Consider the following 17,980-nt stretch of genomic DNA (forward strand, 5'->3'; position numbering starts at 1 on the left):
TATTTCAATTCCTGTATGGTGCGATTGAGAGTGTTGTATTGTTGTGTAGATGTTTTTCCTACCCTACAACCTGGCCCCTCGCTAAAAACCTTCACTGAAGGTTTTCTCAACGCTCGGTCCTAATTCCTGTATGGTGCGATTGAAGGCACGTGGATTTTGACAACAAAACAGGGGAAATTTACATTTCAATTCCTGTATGGTGCGATTGAAGGAAAAACATCTTTAACAGTATTCAACTGCCAAAAGTATTTCAATTCCTGTATGGTGCGATTGAAGGCAACTGGAAGGATCAGCAGCGATCAGCCAGGAGCTTTATTTCAATTCCTGTATGGTGCGATTGAAGGAACACGACACCTGCTACCATGGCAGGATCGAGATCATTTCAATTCCTGTATGGTGCGATTGAAGGTGAATCATGAAGTTGTAGAAGCCGTTCCATTCTTCCATTTCAATTCCTGTATGGTGCGATTGAAGGTTTTTTACGCTTGTTGTCCAGGGCGACGGCAGCCTGATTTCAATTCCTGTATGGTGCGATTGAAGGACGGCAGTAAGGTTTAGGGTCAGAAATCTTAACATTATTTCAATTCCTGTATGGTGCGATTGAAGGAGCTGAAAACGAGTACAAGCCGATGCCGCTAAACGGATTTCAATTCCTGTATGGTGCGATTGAAGGAGATATGTTTAGACAATGCCCTTTCAATCAAGACATATTTCAATTCCTGTATGGTGCGATTGAAGGAAAGGCCAGACGGGCCAATAGACCACCTATTTTTGTATTTCAATTCCTGTATGGTGCGATTGAGAGTGTTGTATTGTTGTGTAGATGTTTTTCCTACCCTACAACCTGGCCCCTCGCTAAAAACCTTCACTGAAGGTTTTCTCAACGCTCGGTCCTAATTCCTGTATGGTGCGATTGAAGGCACGTGGATTTTGACAACAAAACAGGGGAAATTTACATTTCAATTCCTGTATGGTGCGATTGAAGGAAAAACATCTTTAACAGTATTCAACTGCCAAAAGTATTTCAATTCCTGTATGGTGCGATTGAAGGCAACTGGAAGGATCAGCAGCGATCAGCCAGGAGCTTTATTTCAATTCCTGTATGGTGCGATTGAAGGAACACGACACCTGCTACCATGGCAGGATCGAGATCATTTCAATTCCTGTATGGTGCGATTGAAGGTGAATCATGAAGTTGTAGAAGCCGTTCCATTCTTCCATTTCAATTCCTGTATGGTGCGATTGAAGGTTTTTTACGCTTGTTGTCCAGGGCGACGGCAGCCTGATTTCAATTCCTGTATGGTGCGATTGAAGGACGGCAGTAAGGTTTAGGGTCAGAAATCTTAACATTATTTCAATTCCTGTATGGTGCGATTGAAGGAATTTTTGGTTAATAAAAAGCTGTGTATATATAGTTATTTCAATTCCTGTATGGTGCGATTGAAGGCAAAAGACCTTATGGTTAGGAATATCATCCACCAGATTTCAATTCCTGTATGGTGCGATTGAAGGCCTTGGGAAAATTCTTCTGTTGATCTTTTGACCTGTATTTCAATTCCTGTATGGTGCGATTGAAGGTGAAATCAAGTCTGTAAGAATGACTTTGAAAGATGTATTTCAATTCCTGTATGGTGCGATTGAAGGGAGGTTACAAGATGGATGCTAGTACCGAATCAGTCAATTTCAATTCCTGTATGGTGCGATTGAAGGTCAGGGCACAGGGAAAGGGCACCATAGGTTTTTTATATTTCAATTCCTGTATGGTGCGATTGAAGGCATCTGTAATCAGAATGAAATCCCACCCTTTAACCTTATTTCAATTCCTGTATGGTGCGATTGAAGGTTGGAGTGCTGCCTGGCGTTATTGTCACCAAGAAATAATTTCAATTCCTGTATGGTGCGATTGAAGGACCCGGGAAGTAAAACCACTGATAATAGTAGGTGTATTTCAATTCCTGTATGGTGCGATTGAAGGCACAAGGGAAGCAATCAGGGTAGTAAGCGCAACCAAATTTCAATTCCTGTATGGTGCGATTGAAGGTGCGGAGATGTTGGTCAAGGCTGACCGGAAGCTTCATTTCAATTCCTGTATGGTGCGATTGAAGGAAGCCCGCTGTGCCAAGGTAGTACCTTTGATGGCTGATTTCAATTCCTGTATGGTGCGATTGAAGGTATGTTGTGATGAGGGCAGAATAAAGGCCCTGAGAAATTTCAATTCCTGTATGGTGCGATTGAAGGATCCGGAGTTTGTGGTCAATGATATTGCTGAGCTGGATTTCAATTCCTGTATGGTGCGATTGAAGGATTATCTGCTGTATGATCTCATTGATCTCCCGCTTGATTTCAATTCCTGTATGGTGCGATTGAAGGTATTGAATTTGTTAAGGATGGCTTTGCTTACGTGAATTTCAATTCCTGTATGGTGCGATTGAAGGTAATTTAGTATCAGTCCAGTTGATACCGTAAAACAAATTTCAATTCCTGTATGGTGCGATTGAAGGGTAGATGTGTGTGGTGAGGTCGGTTTTGGTTATGAAATTTCAATTCCTGTATGGTGCGATTGAAGGCATTGTGAGGGAAAACTCAAAACTGTGGATTGCTCAATTTCAATTCCTGTATGGTGCGATTGAAGGTGCACTGACTCAGGCAGCGCAATTGTTAGCCTCGTTATTTCAATTCCTGTATGGTGCGATTGAAGGTATTCACATTGCTTATATCGGTGGTGTTGGAGCCGAATTTCAATTCCTGTATGGTGCGATTGAAGGAAACTACTGGAAAAATGTACTCGGATGGAAAAATCCATTTCAATTCCTGTATGGTGCGATTGAAGGTTGAATCCTTTGAAAGCCTTTTCCTTTTGAAGCTTTATTTCAATTCCTGTATGGTGCGATTGAAGGAGGTTTGGGAAAAAACTTTTATCATTCGGTTCTGAGATTTCAATTCCTGTATGGTGCGATTGAAGGCAAGATCCTTATCCATTATGGAGTACCGGCATTCCTATTTCAATTCCTGTATGGTGCGATTGAAGGCCGGCAGGGGAAGGAGATCCATCAGGACAAGTATATCATTTCAATTCCTGTATGGTGCGATTGAAGGCCGAATTTTGGGAATTCTTAAACAGTCTATAAGCAATTTCAATTCCTGTATGGTGCGATTGAAGGGACATTAGTAAGTATAGAAGACCCGCGCCCGGCGTTATTTCAATTCCTGTATGGTGCGATTGAAGGTAAATTCCCTAATAGCCTCTTTGTATTCCTTCATATATTTCAATTCCTGTATGGTGCGATTGAAGGAATAAACCGGGCACGTTTTCGATAAGCACATATCTATTTCAATTCCTGTATGGTGCGATTGAAGGTTTCTGACAGCGAAAAACAAAACTCTTTTCCTATGCATTTCAATTCCTGTATGGTGCGATTGAAGGAGTTTTCTTTAAGGGAAACCACTACCCCACTGTCCCATTTCAATTCCTGTATGGTGCGATTGAAGGACGACCCTTGTGCTGAAAAGCCTGTCCCATCTTCGTTATTTCAATTCCTGTATGGTGCGATTGAAGGCTTTAAGCTTAGGGAAGATTTCTTCTTTCATGTAGATTTCAATTCCTGTATGGTGCGATTGAAGGCAGCCCGGAACAGGTTTGAGAGCATTCTTTGACAAATTTCAATTCCTGTATGGTGCGATTGAAGGTGAGGATGAAGGTTCAGCAGACCATGACCCATCCAATTTCAATTCCTGTATGGTGCGATTGAAGGCTTGACTCCTGATGATCAGTACCAGACAATTTTAGAATTTCAATTCCTGTATGGTGCGATTGAAGGTAATTGTGTCAGTTTCTCCATTGGACTTTTTTGCTTATTTCAATTCCTGTATGGTGCGATTGAAGGCCTAGTTTCAAGTGCTAAAATCATAATTGATGATTAATTTCAATTCCTGTATGGTGCGATTGAAGGTTTCGAAGGACTTAAAAGATAAGGCGGCTCGTTCTATATTTCAATTCCTGTATGGTGCGATTGAAGGGATTATTATGAACAACAGTTAGGGGGGAACGATGCTATTTCAATTCCTGTATGGTGCGATTGAAGGTATCCAAAAAATGATTCGGCAGGACATAGCTTTTTTATTTCAATTCCTGTATGGTGCGATTGAAGGTCTTTTGTTCCCCTTTCAAGACCTTGTTCCATCAAAATTTCAATTCCTGTATGGTGCGATTGAAGGTGTATCAGGATTCCTATAAAGCATCAGAACATCATATTTCAATTCCTGTATGGTGCGATTGAAGGTCTCTTTTCCTTTCAGGAAAGTAGCCAAACAGCTTGATTTCAATTCCTGTATGGTGCGATTGAAGGAAAGACTTGAAAGATGTGGGATTAACTTGGAATCCTATTTCAATTCCTGTATGGTGCGATTGAAGGAATTTTGGTGTTTCTATTGGTATTGCTTCTAAATCAATTTCAATTCCTGTATGGTGCGATTGAAGGCCTTCCTCTTCTTTTTGGTATGTCGGGATGGTTTTCATTTCAATTCCTGTATGGTGCGATTGAAGGTTTTTCTAGCTTTATATCCAGCGAGGTGTTAAACATATTTCAATTCCTGTATGGTGCGATTGAAGGTGACCAATTTGAACTTGCTGTTGATCTGATCTTCAAATTTCAATTCCTGTATGGTGCGATTGAAGGACATTTGAACTCACATTGCTGTGACTTCCTAATGAGATTTCAATTCCTGTATGGTGCGATTGAAGGTATGAATTCCAATATGAAGACTGCCTGCCTAAAACATATTTCAATTCCTGTATGGTGCGATTGAAGGAATTTAAGAAAATGGGATTCGTTGGAAGGCTTTTATATTTCAATTCCTGTATGGTGCGATTGAAGGTTTTCGTCCAGCCTTCTGAACCCACCGCTTTCGTGGATTTCAATTCCTGTATGGTGCGATTGAAGGGGTAGGTGAGTCCGCTACCAACTACGCCCAGCTGAATTTCAATTCCTGTATGGTGCGATTGAAGGTATTCGATGATGCGCCCCCAGATCGGTACCCTGATCATTTCAATTCCTGTATGGTGCGATTGAAGGATAAGGACCAGGTATTGAGTGATCAAATGGATCAGCATTTCAATTCCTGTATGGTGCGATTGAAGGTCGCTTGACAACAAGGTGAGGCAGACGGATTGAAAAATTTCAATTCCTGTATGGTGCGATTGAAGGCTTATTGGACGGCATCGGTATGTGACCGCATCATTGATTTCAATTCCTGTATGGTGCGATTGAAGGAAGATTTCTGTCACTTCAGACAATAACTTTTCACTAATTTCAATTCCTGTATGGTGCGATTGAAGGTCAAATTCGCCCGCATGTGAAGCCTCTCGGATAGAATTTCAATTCCTGTATGGTGCGATTGAAGGGCTACGATTGACGTTGAGGACCTGGTTAAAGAATTATTTCAATTCCTGTATGGTGCGATTGAAGGTGGCATCCGGGTTTTTCTTAAGATCTGCCAGCTCCATTTCAATTCCTGTATGGTGCGATTGAAGGTTGATTACTTCTGTGTCACAGCAGTTTAATAACAAAATTTCAATTCCTGTATGGTGCGATTGAAGGGCAAGGCCGATGAGCTGAAGCTCATCGAGAAGCGCTATTTCAATTCCTGTATGGTGCGATTGAAGGCCCGGCCTTCAGGGTAGCTTCAGTATGTCTCCAAAAATTTCAATTCCTGTATGGTGCGATTGAAGGTGTGATCATGTGTCAGGTAGGAGAGGCCAAAGGCCAATTTCAATTCCTGTATGGTGCGATTGAAGGTACGCCCAAGCCTTCACTTTCTTCCACAGCCTTTATCATTTCAATTCCTGTATGGTGCGATTGAAGGTTTCCCATCTGTGAGCGGTCGTAGGAAAGAGTCCTGAATTTCAATTCCTGTATGGTGCGATTGAAGGGTAATTACCGCTATGCGCATGAAATGTCCGGGCCAGATTTCAATTCCTGTATGGTGCGATTGAAGGCCTGATCACTTTCAATGCCCAACAGATAATAGCCACATTTCAATTCCTGTATGGTGCGATTGAAGGTATATCCAGGTCAAAACCATTACCAATGATTCGGTAATTTCAATTCCTGTATGGTGCGATTGAAGGGATTCCGGATCGAATGGAGTCCCCAGGGCAATCCCGATTTCAATTCCTGTATGGTGCGATTGAAGGCGAATTCAAAAATGCCTACTGGTTTGCAGATGGATAATTTCAATTCCTGTATGGTGCGATTGAAGGTCTTGGCGATTTTTTCGCCTCCTACCTCTTCGAAAATTTCAATTCCTGTATGGTGCGATTGAAGGTTTGATTTCTCTTAGTTTCATAGTCCTGAAAAATTAATTTCAATTCCTGTATGGTGCGATTGAAGGATGAATCCCTCCTTAAATCCTTCCTTGATCTCCAGATTTCAATTCCTGTATGGTGCGATTGAAGGAATTGTTTGGGATAAAGGTAACCCCGGTTTAGGCAAATTTCAATTCCTGTATGGTGCGATTGAAGGATATCTTCTCCATATCAGGCCTTCTCTTCATAGTCTATTTCAATTCCTGTATGGTGCGATTGAAGGTCAAGATCTTTGTATCCATCACAGCCGCTCTCTTACATTTCAATTCCTGTATGGTGCGATTGAAGGTCCACTTCAGATAGTCTTTGTACCATGGTCTGTTATATTTCAATTCCTGTATGGTGCGATTGAAGGATACCTGATGATCCGGATGATCCTACTGTTCCTGAATTTCAATTCCTGTATGGTGCGATTGAAGGATTTCGGTGAGCTGCGCAATGCCCAGATAAAGGCTGATTTCAATTCCTGTATGGTGCGATTGAAGGAGGATACCAAGGCGGCGTTAACGCGCTTAAAACCAATTTCAATTCCTGTATGGTGCGATTGAAGGAGAACAAAACCGTTTTAACCCGGTCCGGGAATTCTATTTCAATTCCTGTATGGTGCGATTGAAGGATGAAGGTCAGGCAGGTCAGGCTCCTGAGAAGTCCAATTTCAATTCCTGTATGGTGCGATTGAAGGCAATGAAAAAGGCCAGCTGGAAATGAATTATGATAATTTCAATTCCTGTATGGTGCGATTGAAGGACCTCCTTTAAACTTGGTTAAGTTGAGGCATATCAAATTTCAATTCCTGTATGGTGCGATTGAAGGTTTTGACCACATTAATGAAGCTCAATGACATGGGCATTTCAATTCCTGTATGGTGCGATTGAAGGTTATTTAAGATACAAATCCCCTCCAAAATTAATTGAATTTCAATTCCTGTATGGTGCGATTGAAGGCCGTCGTAACGGCATACTAAAATAGCCTTTTTTGAATCAGAATGGCTGTTTTAACTTTATAAAATTCTCCTATAATTGCGTCGATCTCCAATAGCTGATTTTTCCGCTACTATCGACAACTTTTTAATATGTTTAAAATCAATTGGTTAGGATCTGTTTCCCCTTAAGGACTAAGGCTATCCTATTTATACAGCTCCATTCGACAACTATAGAAAAGTGTCCAGATCATTTTTCTCCTGGCCAATGACTTCCTTATCCAGCCATTTTTCTTCCCTACTCTTAAATACAATTAAGCTGTCTTCTTCGATTTTCATGATCTTCTTTGCATTGATAATTAGCTCTTTGTATTTCACCTCTGTGATCTCTCCTTCAAATACCGAATTCTGTATCCAATTCAAGTACTTTCTACAAAGCTTCAGCATCTTGCTGACTCGCCTTTCTCCAATGTCGTAAACTAGAATGATGTACATGGTTTATTAATTGAAATACTGAATTACTGAATTATTGAATTACTGAATCATTGAATAATCCAAAACCTTCAATCCTTCAATTATTCATTTATTTAATTTGGCATTTTTTCTTGCAGTTGAGAATATACTCAATAATTCTTCAGATTCTTTGAATAACTTTTGAAATGTTTCTACATCAATTAATTTAGCTTCAAATAGCATTTCAAGCCAAAAGCATGTTTCATCAGCCTCTTCGACAACAATTGAAATTTTACTAAAAAATTCCGCTCCCGATCTTGCCCTACATGCTGCACGGTAATTTGCTGCCTGCGAAGTTGCACTTTTAATGATTTGATATGAAATCACAGATGATGATCTTTTGCTTGGTAACTTATCACACACTTTTATTACCTCCAGGGCTAAAACCTTTGATCGATCTTGTATCTGCTTAATAAATTCAAACCGATCATTCTCACCATAGTTTCTGCTCTTTTCCATGACTTTAAAAACATAATATTAATTTTGAGTCCTGTTGTTGAATAATTCAATCCTTCAACCCTTCAATTATTCAACACTTCAACTATTCAACTATTCAACTATTCAACCCTTCAATCCCTACCACCAAATCTTAAAAGGCTGATAGGATTCCATTCCCAACAGATGTTTGCTGAGTTTGTAGCATTCTAATTTTACCAGACTTTTGTAACTCACTTGCTTGTTCAATGTACGGTGCTTAATGGTCTCGTTGAGTCGCTCCTCAAAGGCTCGGATAAAAACTTTTTTGCCTGATTCTTTCAAAATCACCTTGTTGACATGAAAATCAAAATCCTTGGATTGAATTTCTTTTTTGTTCAATACTCTGAAAATTATCCTATCTACTAAAATAGGTTTAAAAATCTCCGCTAAGTCAAGCGCCAAGGAATACCTCCTATAGCCAGGTTCATGCAAGAAACTGATCGTAGGGTTCAATTGGGTATGGTAAATTTGATCCAAGCATAAGGTATAGCACATCATATTCCCAAATGAAATCAGGGCATTGAGTTCATTCATGGGAGGTTGCTTGCTTCGCCCCTCCATAGCATGGTCTTTGACTATCAGGTCAAATGCCTGGTAATATACCTGCCGAATGTTACCTTCAATACCCATAAGTCCAGGTATGGTGGATGTGTTTTCAATTTCTCGGGCATACAGGTCTATTTTAGCCAAATGAATCTCCAAATCTTTGCCTCTATTATGGTAATACTTTAGGTTCTTGGACATATTGAATGCAGCTCCTGTAATCAACTTTTGGGCTATGGCCATACGCTTACCCGTGTGGAGGTAGTGCTGCGTTTGGTTGATTTGCATTTTACCAGCCAAAAGATACTCTTTGGACTGAAAACTTCCCGTATAGTGCTCATAGTAATCGAAAAAGTGCACGCTTATTCCATTTTTTCCTAGAAAATTGTAGAGCGCACTGTTGGCATCCAAAGAGCCAAAACAATAGAAATCCGAGACACCTTCAACGGGGATATACTTGGGTGTACCTTCTTTTCCAGACTCATCTACAGGAGTGAACTTAAGCGTATTGTCTTTTCGGCTCATTCGGCCCGGATTGAAAAGGTAGTAGGTCTTTTTCATAAATGATGGATAATGGGGGATGAATGATCGTTGATAAATGAAGGCTTTTAAATGATTATTTTAAGGTTTTAATTTTTTTCTATAGGTAGCCAAAGCTTTTACAATTTCCTCCGTCTCTGACATCAACTCATTTAAAGTTGCTACAGCTATTAAATTTAATTCCTTGATAATTTCAAGCCAATACAGTGTTTCATCTGCCTCTTCCACTACTACAGAAAGTTTGGCAAATCTTTCATTTTCTGATCTTGCACGACACATTGCTCTATAATTGGAGGCAACTGATGTTGATGATCTAATAATTTGTCTTCGGATAATTGAAACAGCATCTGAGTACGGAATCGGTGAGAGGCATTTTATAATTTTAATAGCCAAAGTTTTAGTCCTGTCCTGAAAAATCTGATTATAGTTTATCATACAAATGGTTTTTGGAAAATATTCTCTAATCTATTATCACATAACACTTATCTCTTACTAATCATAATCACCCATCTATCATCATTCTTCATTTATGTCATTTTCTCCTGCATAGCAAAAATCGTGGTAGCTACATTTTTTGCAGATTGATTTTTTTACTAATGGAGGACATTCATCTTGATAAAAGATAGCCGAACATTTATTTTTCCACTTTTCTACTTCTGCCATGTCGCTTTCTTCCCATTCTACTATTTGCCTTTGTTTCATTTTTGGGTATTCAAGGATGGCTGAGGGATTGTCTATTCCATTCTTGATCAATATATAGAGGTAATATTTTACTTGGGCAAAATGTGCATGTTCTACTTTATCGGACTTTTTTACTTCATGTATCACTTTATTTTTAGCATCATAGTAATCGATCTTGATACCATCCAGCTCGAGTTCTGTGTATTTTCTCGCTCTGTCCAAATAGGTGGTCTCAGCGATTAATTTTCCTTCAGCCACTACTTGTGAAGTATGTTCCATTTGAATTCCATTGGCAAATAGCCAAAGTTTCCTAAGACAGGTGTGGAGGTAGGCTATATGTGTACCGGTGATGTTCATAAGTTTAGTAGACAAAATCAATAAATTAAAAAGGAATCTTTTTGAGTTGATCAAATAACGCCAGCGACTCTCAATTCACCTTTTAATGCACTCAAGCGACCGTTGGCATAGACTATTCTATTTATCAGCACATCGGTTTGATGCTGAATAGCTGTTATATCTTTAGCAATTTTTAGTATTGTAGCTACTCTCGCATAGAAATTTCTTCCTCGCTCGTCGAGAAGGAGTTCTTCTACCTTCTGTGCAAGAATGACTATAGCTTGCTCTGGAGCATGTTCTAAGCAAGGAGTCATTGTTTCGATGATATTCCACCTGTTCGTATGGTGAAGTGCATGTTTATGAGCTTCATCATATTTTCCTTCCATACACAAAGCTGTGATATAAGCAGGGTGATCGTTTTGGAGTGATTTCAAAAAATTCATCCGATCATCCTCTGTCATCAGTTCTTTGATGATTTTGTAATATTTTTTGGAGAAGTTCCTCTTAATCAAGTACAGTGTGACCTCTAGGTATAAGTTTGGGTCTTCATTTGGATTGAGAACTTCAAAATACATTTCAGCACATTCATGACGAAATAATCCATTAATCCATAATTTTTTGGCGATGTTCCTGAACTTGTTGCTGTCAGTAGATTTGTATAGGTTCAAAAGATCGAGTGCCAGATGTACACTTGATTGGTAATACTTCAAGGCGGCTTTCTCGTAGCTTTCAATTCCCCCAGTTTTTCTATGAAGTTCGGTGTACAACCATGGCAAATGTGTCGCTTTGTTTTTCCCTTCTATGACATCAAGTAGGATACTCGCTTCCGAGCCAGAGTGAACTAGGCTGTATAAACATGCCTCAAAAAATAACAAAAAATGGGAATCTTTAGCATCTAATTCAGTATGCTGATCAAATAGAACAGTTGCTATGGTGAAAAGCTGATCTTCGGGAATTTGAATAGCCTTGAAAATAGGAAGACAGCTTTGTAAATGATTTTCAAATTCTTGGAGCATGGTTTGTAAGGGGTCTGGAACAGAACCATAATCATCCTCGATTTCCACTTCCAAGCATGCCTGGTAGATACTTATCAAATACAAAAATGCCAAATCAAAATGCTTTATGGAACAATATCTTTCGACTTCTGCGATATGAAGACCAAGGATACGGCCGATTTCATCTTCTGCCATGTGTTCCATAGCTTCGTAATCCGGAATATACCCATTGTGACGCGGTACATAATTGGCCCAATCTGGCTCATTGAACTCAATAGTCTCAAGGGCTTCAACAATCAGGTCCTTACTGGCCAAGATAAAATCATCTGGATCTGTCACCGTCAGCACCAGATGTTTGTCCTTTGGTTTGAGGTAAAAGTTGATAAATTGCTCTTTAAGTTGCTCATCTTGCTCAAGTATAGTATTGAGAAATGAAAGTTTTAGCTGATCGGAAGCTTGCTGGTAGAATTGGTCAAACATGGGAGGGATTGTGATTACAATTTTATCAGTTAAACTATTTTATATAATAATATTGGGTAATATTAATTTACAATGATATATTTAAATAAATTGTGTTTCAATATTTTTTTTTGTTACCCAATAACCAGTTAATTCAATGTATTCAAAATCATATGCAATTGTTAAGTTCAGTTTCTCATCTTTCTTAAAATGTGTCCCCCTTAATTCATAATAGTAAACTTGAACTAATAATTGATTTGCCTCAATATATCTTTTTTGCATTCTTAATTCTTCAAAATCAGATATTAGATTTCCACACAGTATTTCTATCTTTTGGTTATTTTGCTCTAAAGCAGTATCGATCCAATTATCCCAATCTCCCGCAATCCAATCAGTTTCAAAGTTTTGTATGGTGCTGTTTCTTAATCCTTGCTCATAGTCTTTTCTCTGACTTTCATTGTAACCATTTTCATATACCTGATTACAAACAGTAGTTAAATCATTCTCAGAAAGCTCTTTGTTGTTAAATCTTAACAAGTTCTGCCAAGTATTTTGTAATACTTCTTCATCATAAAAATATTTTGTATTACCGATAATGTCCTCAAAAAGATAAATTGGCGCCAATGCTTTTTTGCCAGCTCTGTTTACACGACCAAATCGTTGAATAAGTGCGTCAATTGGAGCATTTTCAATGAAAGCAACATCATAATCAATATCCAAACTTACTTCAACTGCTTGTGTTGCTATAAGAAGTTTTGGTCTTTTATCTTGATCTTCATGAGTAATTCTTTTCTCAATCTCCATCCTCCCTTTTTTATGAAATCCACTATGAAGAAGAGCTACTTTATCATTTTCTTGATAACCAATTTCTTCAAACAGATTCTGAGCTGTTTTTACATTATTTACTATGACTAAAACACTTTTTCCACCATTCAAGTATTTTTTTATCAAATCTACTTTATCTCTAATGGTCATCCCTGCCTGACAATTCAAAACATGTCTTTTCCGGTCAAGTATCACTCTGTCACTTTCAATAGCAGGATTCGGCCGAATTAATTTGCTTGCATCTCCATCAAAGACTTCCTCAATAATATTTTTAAGCATAAAATCTGGAATGGTAGCAGACATAAAGAAGAACTTAGCATCAAATAATTTTCTAAATAGTTTAATGCTCGCCAACAACATACCCGTGAGCAAAGCATTGTAGGTATGGAATTCATCTATGATGAAAAGGGCATTTTTGTAATCATACAAAGATAATTCCCACCCTTTCCCTTTAAGTGAGGTTTTGAGCACTTGATGTAATGTTGCTACTTTCACTGGGAAAAACAGTTCGTCAGAAAGTGATTTCTTTGACCTAGCTTCTGCCTCTAATTTCTCATAATCAATCGTTTCGTTATTCGAAACCTCCTCAGCCAATTGCTCATAAAAAAAGTCAAGTGTTTTAGAGTGCAATGCAGTTACCCTTTCTTTTCCAAATATATTTTGCAGTCTTTTTACCATTGCATTGATACTTGCTGTATATGGTAAAAGATAGAACAGACGTGCATTCTTTTGTTGATTGGCAAATACCCAACTCAATGCGGCCTCTGTTTTGCCAGATCCAGTCGGAGCATGCAAAATCACATCTGACTGGATATGTTGGAGTTTTTCCTGAAAATGTCTAAAAGAAAAATACTCTCCGTTTTTATCATGAGGCTGAAAATCCCGTAAACCTATCTCTTTGTAAGATGGCAAATCATTTTCGAGACGTGCTGAACCAATATGATCAGAAGCAATTAATAAGGCACGCATTAGTGAAAAGTGTTTCAAATAATCTGGAGATTCAACCGACTCTTTTTGCAACCTGTGATGTAGAATCTTGATCCACTTCTTACTTATTTGTAAAGAAGTGGCATTGTCCTGTATTTTAAAATTTAAGCCAAATAGTGCGAGCCAATGACTTAATGTTTCTGGATTTAATTTTTCTGGATCCTTATTAATTGCATTCTCTATTTCATAAGTCAGGTTTCCTTTATTTAATTTACCCGAAGAATCCAAATGGGGAATTATGCCTTTGTGATGTGTTGCTATCGCAAACATCTCATCTTCCGGTATTTCTAAGAATTTTTCACAAAACCAAAGTGAAATGATTTCATGGCGAATAGCAACGTCTTTGGCACCATGCAAACGTCTCTGAAATTCAGAATGGATTTTTCCTAAATCGTGCAAAACAGCACATCTAAAAAGCTTTTCTCTCCAAAAGCCTCTCTCAACAGGTTTAAAAGGCAAGCATTCTAACAAACTTTCTCCTGCAGCAATGACATGCCTAGTATGCATTTCAAGGGTAGTCTGACCATCACTTTTTGCTAAAAACCTATTAAAGAAATCGTCCATCTTAAAAATGATGAAGGTAAAAGCTTTGATTATCCCCTTCTTGAGTTTGATAAAGATTCTGAATCTTCATATTTGCCTCATTATCAGGAGGAATAGCCATAAATATCCTTGTATTTATGGCCTTTCTACCTCCACCTACTTCCTCACTCTCTTGATAAGCTTCTGCTAGCTGAAACAGTTGCCCTCCTGCTTTTAAATCTGAGCTAAATGGGACCATACAACCCGAAATGGTCGCCTCTGTAACTGATTTGATTTCTACTATGCCTACACTTTCAATCTTTAAAATATCTTGAGAGCGACCTAATGATGGTGTTCCAACAGGGTTTAAAAAATAGGTTTCCCAATCAGACCGGTCAAGCCAAAGTGTAAGTTTTGGAGCAACATGAAATTCCCTTAAATATGCATCAGTACCCTTACTGTGTGCTTTCACTTTTTTCCCATCATATTCAAGTCTTTGACGTGTTTCCAAGTCTTTTCCGACAGAATCATAGGAATAATTGAACCCAATTTTCACTTCAGTACCACTTACTAGTCTTCCCAGGCAGCAACCAATTAATCCTAGAAGGAGAGAATAGGATGGAACCGGCATACACACCGCATTTCCAGATAAAACAAAAGGCATTCGGGGTGTTGCAGTCCAACCGGAAAAGCGAATTTCAAGAACCTTATCCATTTTTTAAATGATTTTCAGTAAACTTGATTGTGACTCCCTGTGGAGAATCTATTATGAAACCTTCTCCTAACACTTTTACTTCTGATTCGTTTTGTAGGTAGCCTGAACGAATTCCAATATAGATTGGAGTGGCTAACTTTTCTTTAAAATCTTGCGCAATTTGTTTCAAGGTTTCGATATTTAAAGCAGGTTTTTCTCCCGTACCAATAAACAAGTTGTTAAATACAGGGTTAGCTGATTCCATCCCGGCTAAAATCAAAACTTTTGGAGTAACATCAGAACCGAAAGCTGCTTGTTTTGCCCCACCTCGTAAATATGCCAATCCTTTTAATAGACCTGCCGCATGTTTTTTCCTTATTTTTTCTGCATCTTTCAGTACATATCTTTTATGTTTCGTGTTGGTCAAGTTTGAAATTTCAAATTTGTCCGAATGTTTCTCCAATAATTCTGCAGATAATTCCTGATGACTTCCAAGGTTATCATAAAGCCCCAAACGATAATACTCTATATTGAAAAAGCCTTCTAAATGGGTGGAATAAAAACGTGTGGAATAAGGAAGTGGGCTCCCTTCTTTAAGGTGAACAAATGCTTCATCGTTATTCATTACCCTCATGTTTCTTATCCCTTTAAGGATAGAACTTTTAAATGGAGATGTACGCTGAATACTTTCCTCATTTTTGTCACCACTCTTCATGTAACCAAAAAGATCGTCTTCAGGAAATTCTATAGGATTTAACTCAGTTGAAATTTTACTTGTTGATCCTTTCTCGTTGCTCTTTATTGATTTTAATTCGCTTGGATTCCATCCATTTTCTTCATTTGTAGTGTCTCTAAGCCACCTTCTCCAAGACTGAGCGGACACATAGGGCACTTCTTCTGCTCTTCCATTTACCTTTTCTCTAAAAGTTTTAGGAATAACCTTGTTTTTGTCTTCTCCGGTTCCTAATCCCGCACCATTTAAGAATGATGCTGTAGCATCTATCAGTAGTGCTCCTGTAATGTTTTTTAGTTTGTCCATAATACAATAGTTTATTATTTAGTTAAATTAATATAATTAGTTAGTAAAGATTTTTCAGACTGCTTTAATAGAGAAAACTTAATAGCAAACCTTGAAAATGAAAGCATATATTCTCCATTAGGTGAATATAGAATCGAATCTGACCATTTATCTGGGATACTTTTATTGCCTTCTTTCAAAAACTCATTGGTGTTTTCAATAGCCTCATAAAACCAAATCAAGAATTTTGAATTTTCTTTAGATATTGCTTTTACAAGATTTCGGAATTTATCAATAGGTTTTGAGCCTGTCTCCTGGTTTTCATACTTGTCAAAATAATATGCTTGATAGTCACTAGCAAAGACTTGTATTAGATCAAAATAATCAGCACACTGATAATTTAAGATCCAATCTTTTGGTTTGTCCAACGCCTTGATTTCAAAAAATTCTTGTTGAGGCTGACTAAAGAAAATCCTTAAAAGACTATTCAAACCAATTCTAAGACTCCTATAGTTTTCATCGTAAAAGGCATAAAAGATGCTCTCTAAATCAAGAGTTTTTTGCTCAGCAGTTCTATAAAAAACATTGTTGTAATTGACTGATAGGTATTTTTGTATGCTTAGAATATCCTTTTTTATAGTTTCTTGTCTTTCATCCTGTTGAATATAAGCTATCAACCAATTGCAAATGCTCAAAGCATTTGATCCCTTAGAACTCAATTGCGGTAATTGAGAACTAAGCGAGTTTTTGTAATAATAAAAATGGGCGACTTTTAATATGTTGTAAAATGTGTTTCTTATAGGAACCTGCATAGGATCATCAAGAATTTCAATATGGTGCATTAAGTCCCATTCCCCATTCTCGGTTGCCTTAACCAAAACTGCATAAAGATCATTAGTAAATTCTTTTTCTTTCCATGCATCTCGCTTTCCCAAATATTTGGTAAATGAGCCTGACTTATACTTTTGAATTAAATACGCTATATACTTGGCATATTCTGTTTTTTGTGGGCTTTGGATTTCTTGGTAATAAGCCTCCATAAAAGCCACTGAAACACCTTCATAATCTCCTTTGTTTTTGCCGGTTCCAAATACAGCAGGATAGAGTAAATACCAATCTTGGTTGTTTTCTAGGTCTTCAATGAACCTATGAGAATCTTTACTTAGAATATTGATCAATTCATTAGTTATTTTGGAGGTTTGCTTTAGCCTAATAAGTTTCTTAATTAAACTATTGGGTACACGCTCAATTTCACAGCTAGCACCAGTTCCGGAGTTGGAAAAACTCCAAAAATTGAGATCTGAATATTCGTCTTCTATCTCTTTATCTTCTAAAATTTTTATAGCCTTCAACAAGTAATTTCCTTTTGCAAAATCTTTGATGTTATCTATAGAATCTGATGAACTTGTCATTTGAATTCGTTTTTCTACTAATTTCACATTACTGGCTATGAAGCTCCTTGTAAACTCAAAATTGGAAGAATCGATCAAAAGGATTCTCCCTTTAAATAGTAAAGATGACAGAGGTAAAAATTGTAAAATTGCCACACAAATAGGATGAATTTCAATTGCAAATTTTGCTTGAGGTAATGCTTGAGCATCTGACCCTAATCCACCAATCAGCGGGAACCAACCACGATTTATTGTTGTGTCCTTTTTTTTGATGTCCTTTTCAGTGAAACCAACATTTTTTAATGCCTTTTCATAAATACTCTCAAATGGCGTAGTGAATCTCAATCCCGAAATTTCACAAATCCTATCACCCTCACTTTCAAAAGACTCAATTATTGTATGAAATAAGCTATTATATACTTTTTCTCCATTTGCTTTATCATTATGCAAGGGACCATTTTTGGTAAAAAGCATTGTATAGCTTTTTAGTCTTTTATTCAGAGATAATAGTCCATTTTCCTTGTAAAGCTTCAAAAGTAGGTCAGTTGTGATTTCTGTGATACCTTTTAAACTACCCAATGCTTCAATGGTCATCAAAGCATTGTTTAGCATTGCGTTTCCTGAGTAATTTTTAAATATTTCCATATGACTAAACTACTAAATTAAAATTATTTCTTAATTTTGATAATTCCAAGAAAGGAATTGAAACTATGAAT

General features: G+C 37.7%; 10 protein-coding genes and 2 CRISPR repeat arrays. All 10 genes read right to left on the reverse strand.

The features are described 5' to 3' along the window. Nucleotides 1-116: 116 nt before the first annotated feature. Nucleotides 117-806: direct repeats of the CRISPR family, unit length 30 nt; unit sequence ATTTCAATTCCTGTATGGTGCGATTGAAGG. Nucleotides 807-890: 84 nt separating this feature from the next. Then, nucleotides 891-7,308: direct repeats of the CRISPR family, unit length 30 nt; unit sequence ATTTCAATTCCTGTATGGTGCGATTGAAGG. A 206-nt stretch (nt 7,309-7,514) separates the two neighbouring features. The 10 genes from cas2 to EGN73_RS21920 all read right to left on the reverse strand — a co-directional run bounded on the left by cas2 (nt 7,515) and on the right by EGN73_RS21920 (nt 17,858). Beyond that, nucleotides 7,515-7,778, reverse strand: coding sequence for a CRISPR-associated endonuclease Cas2 (gene cas2 / locus EGN73_RS21875; protein ID WP_219294230.1), 264 nt, complete (start codon nt 7,776-7,778; stop codon nt 7,515-7,517). 84 nt (nt 7,779-7,862) lie between these two features. Then, nucleotides 7,863-8,255 carry a four helix bundle protein gene (locus EGN73_RS21880; protein ID WP_219294231.1) on the reverse strand — a complete coding sequence of 131 codons (393 nt, stop codon included), beginning with the start codon at nt 8,253-8,255 and terminating at the stop codon, nt 7,863-7,865. Nucleotides 8,256-8,372: 117 nt separating this feature from the next. Beyond that, a complete protein-coding gene (gene cas1b / locus EGN73_RS21885) occupies nt 8,373-9,377 on the reverse strand; it encodes a type I-B CRISPR-associated endonuclease Cas1b (RefSeq protein WP_219294232.1) in 1,005 nt (334 codons plus the stop codon). Between the two features lie 60 nt (nt 9,378-9,437). Then, complete coding sequence (locus tag EGN73_RS21890; protein WP_219294233.1) at nt 9,438-9,791, reverse strand: four helix bundle protein; 354 nt, start codon at nt 9,789-9,791, stop codon at nt 9,438-9,440. A gap of 81 nt (nt 9,792-9,872) precedes the next feature. Continuing rightward, complete coding sequence (locus tag EGN73_RS21895) at nt 9,873-10,394, reverse strand: CRISPR-associated protein Cas4 (RefSeq protein WP_219294236.1); 522 nt, start codon at nt 10,392-10,394, stop codon at nt 9,873-9,875. Nucleotides 10,395-10,444: 50 nt separating this feature from the next. Next, a complete protein-coding gene (locus tag EGN73_RS21900) occupies nt 10,445-11,848 on the reverse strand; it encodes a hypothetical protein (protein ID WP_219294238.1) in 1,404 nt (467 codons plus the stop codon). An 81-nt stretch (nt 11,849-11,929) separates the two neighbouring features. Further along, nucleotides 11,930-14,203 (reverse strand): CRISPR-associated helicase Cas3', encoded by a 2,274-nt coding sequence (gene cas3 / locus EGN73_RS21905; protein ID WP_219294240.1) that lies wholly within the window; start codon nt 14,201-14,203, stop codon nt 11,930-11,932. A 1-nt stretch (nt 14,204) separates the two neighbouring features. Then, nucleotides 14,205-14,876 (reverse strand): Cas5 family CRISPR-associated protein, encoded by a 672-nt coding sequence (locus EGN73_RS21910; protein ID WP_219294242.1) that lies wholly within the window; start codon nt 14,874-14,876, stop codon nt 14,205-14,207. After that, the gene (gene cas7i, locus EGN73_RS21915; RefSeq protein ID WP_219294244.1) at nt 14,869-15,894 is read right to left on the reverse strand and encodes a type I-B CRISPR-associated protein Cas7/Cst2/DevR; all 1,026 of its coding nucleotides are present in this window, start codon (nt 15,892-15,894) and stop codon (nt 14,869-14,871) included. The genes EGN73_RS21910 and cas7i overlap by 8 nt, the downstream gene beginning before the upstream one ends. A 14-nt stretch (nt 15,895-15,908) precedes the next feature. Then, on the reverse strand, nt 15,909-17,858 hold the full coding sequence (locus EGN73_RS21920) for a hypothetical protein (RefSeq protein ID WP_219294245.1): 1,950 nt from the start codon (nt 17,856-17,858) through the stop codon (nt 15,909-15,911). Between the last annotated feature and the right edge of the window lie 122 nt (nt 17,859-17,980).

It is taken from the genome of Arthrospiribacter ruber (assembly GCF_019343195.1).
In the GTDB taxonomy this organism is placed as follows: domain Bacteria; phylum Bacteroidota; class Bacteroidia; order Cytophagales; family Cyclobacteriaceae; genus Arthrospiribacter; species Arthrospiribacter ruber.

Coding starts and splice junctions, on each gene's coding strand:
- cas2 (WP_219294230.1), bottom strand. CDS start 7,778: ATGTACATCATTCTAGTTTACGACATTGGAGAAAGGCGAGTCAGCAAG.
- EGN73_RS21880 (WP_219294231.1), bottom strand. CDS start 8,255: ATGGAAAAGAGCAGAAACTATGGTGAGAATGATCGGTTTGAATTTATT.
- cas1b (WP_219294232.1), bottom strand. CDS start 9,377: ATGAAAAAGACCTACTACCTTTTCAATCCGGGCCGAATGAGCCGAAAA.
- EGN73_RS21890 (WP_219294233.1), bottom strand. CDS start 9,791: ATGATAAACTATAATCAGATTTTTCAGGACAGGACTAAAACTTTGGCT.
- EGN73_RS21895 (WP_219294236.1), bottom strand. CDS start 10,394: ATGAACATCACCGGTACACATATAGCCTACCTCCACACCTGTCTTAGG.
- EGN73_RS21900 (WP_219294238.1), bottom strand. CDS start 11,848: ATGTTTGACCAATTCTACCAGCAAGCTTCCGATCAGCTAAAACTTTCA.
- cas3 (WP_219294240.1), bottom strand. CDS start 14,203: ATGGACGATTTCTTTAATAGGTTTTTAGCAAAAAGTGATGGTCAGACT.
- EGN73_RS21910 (WP_219294242.1), bottom strand. CDS start 14,876: ATGGATAAGGTTCTTGAAATTCGCTTTTCCGGTTGGACTGCAACACCC.
- cas7i (WP_219294244.1), bottom strand. CDS start 15,894: ATGGACAAACTAAAAAACATTACAGGAGCACTACTGATAGATGCTACA.
- EGN73_RS21920 (WP_219294245.1), bottom strand. CDS start 17,858: ATGACCATTGAAGCATTGGGTAGTTTAAAAGGTATCACAGAAATCACA.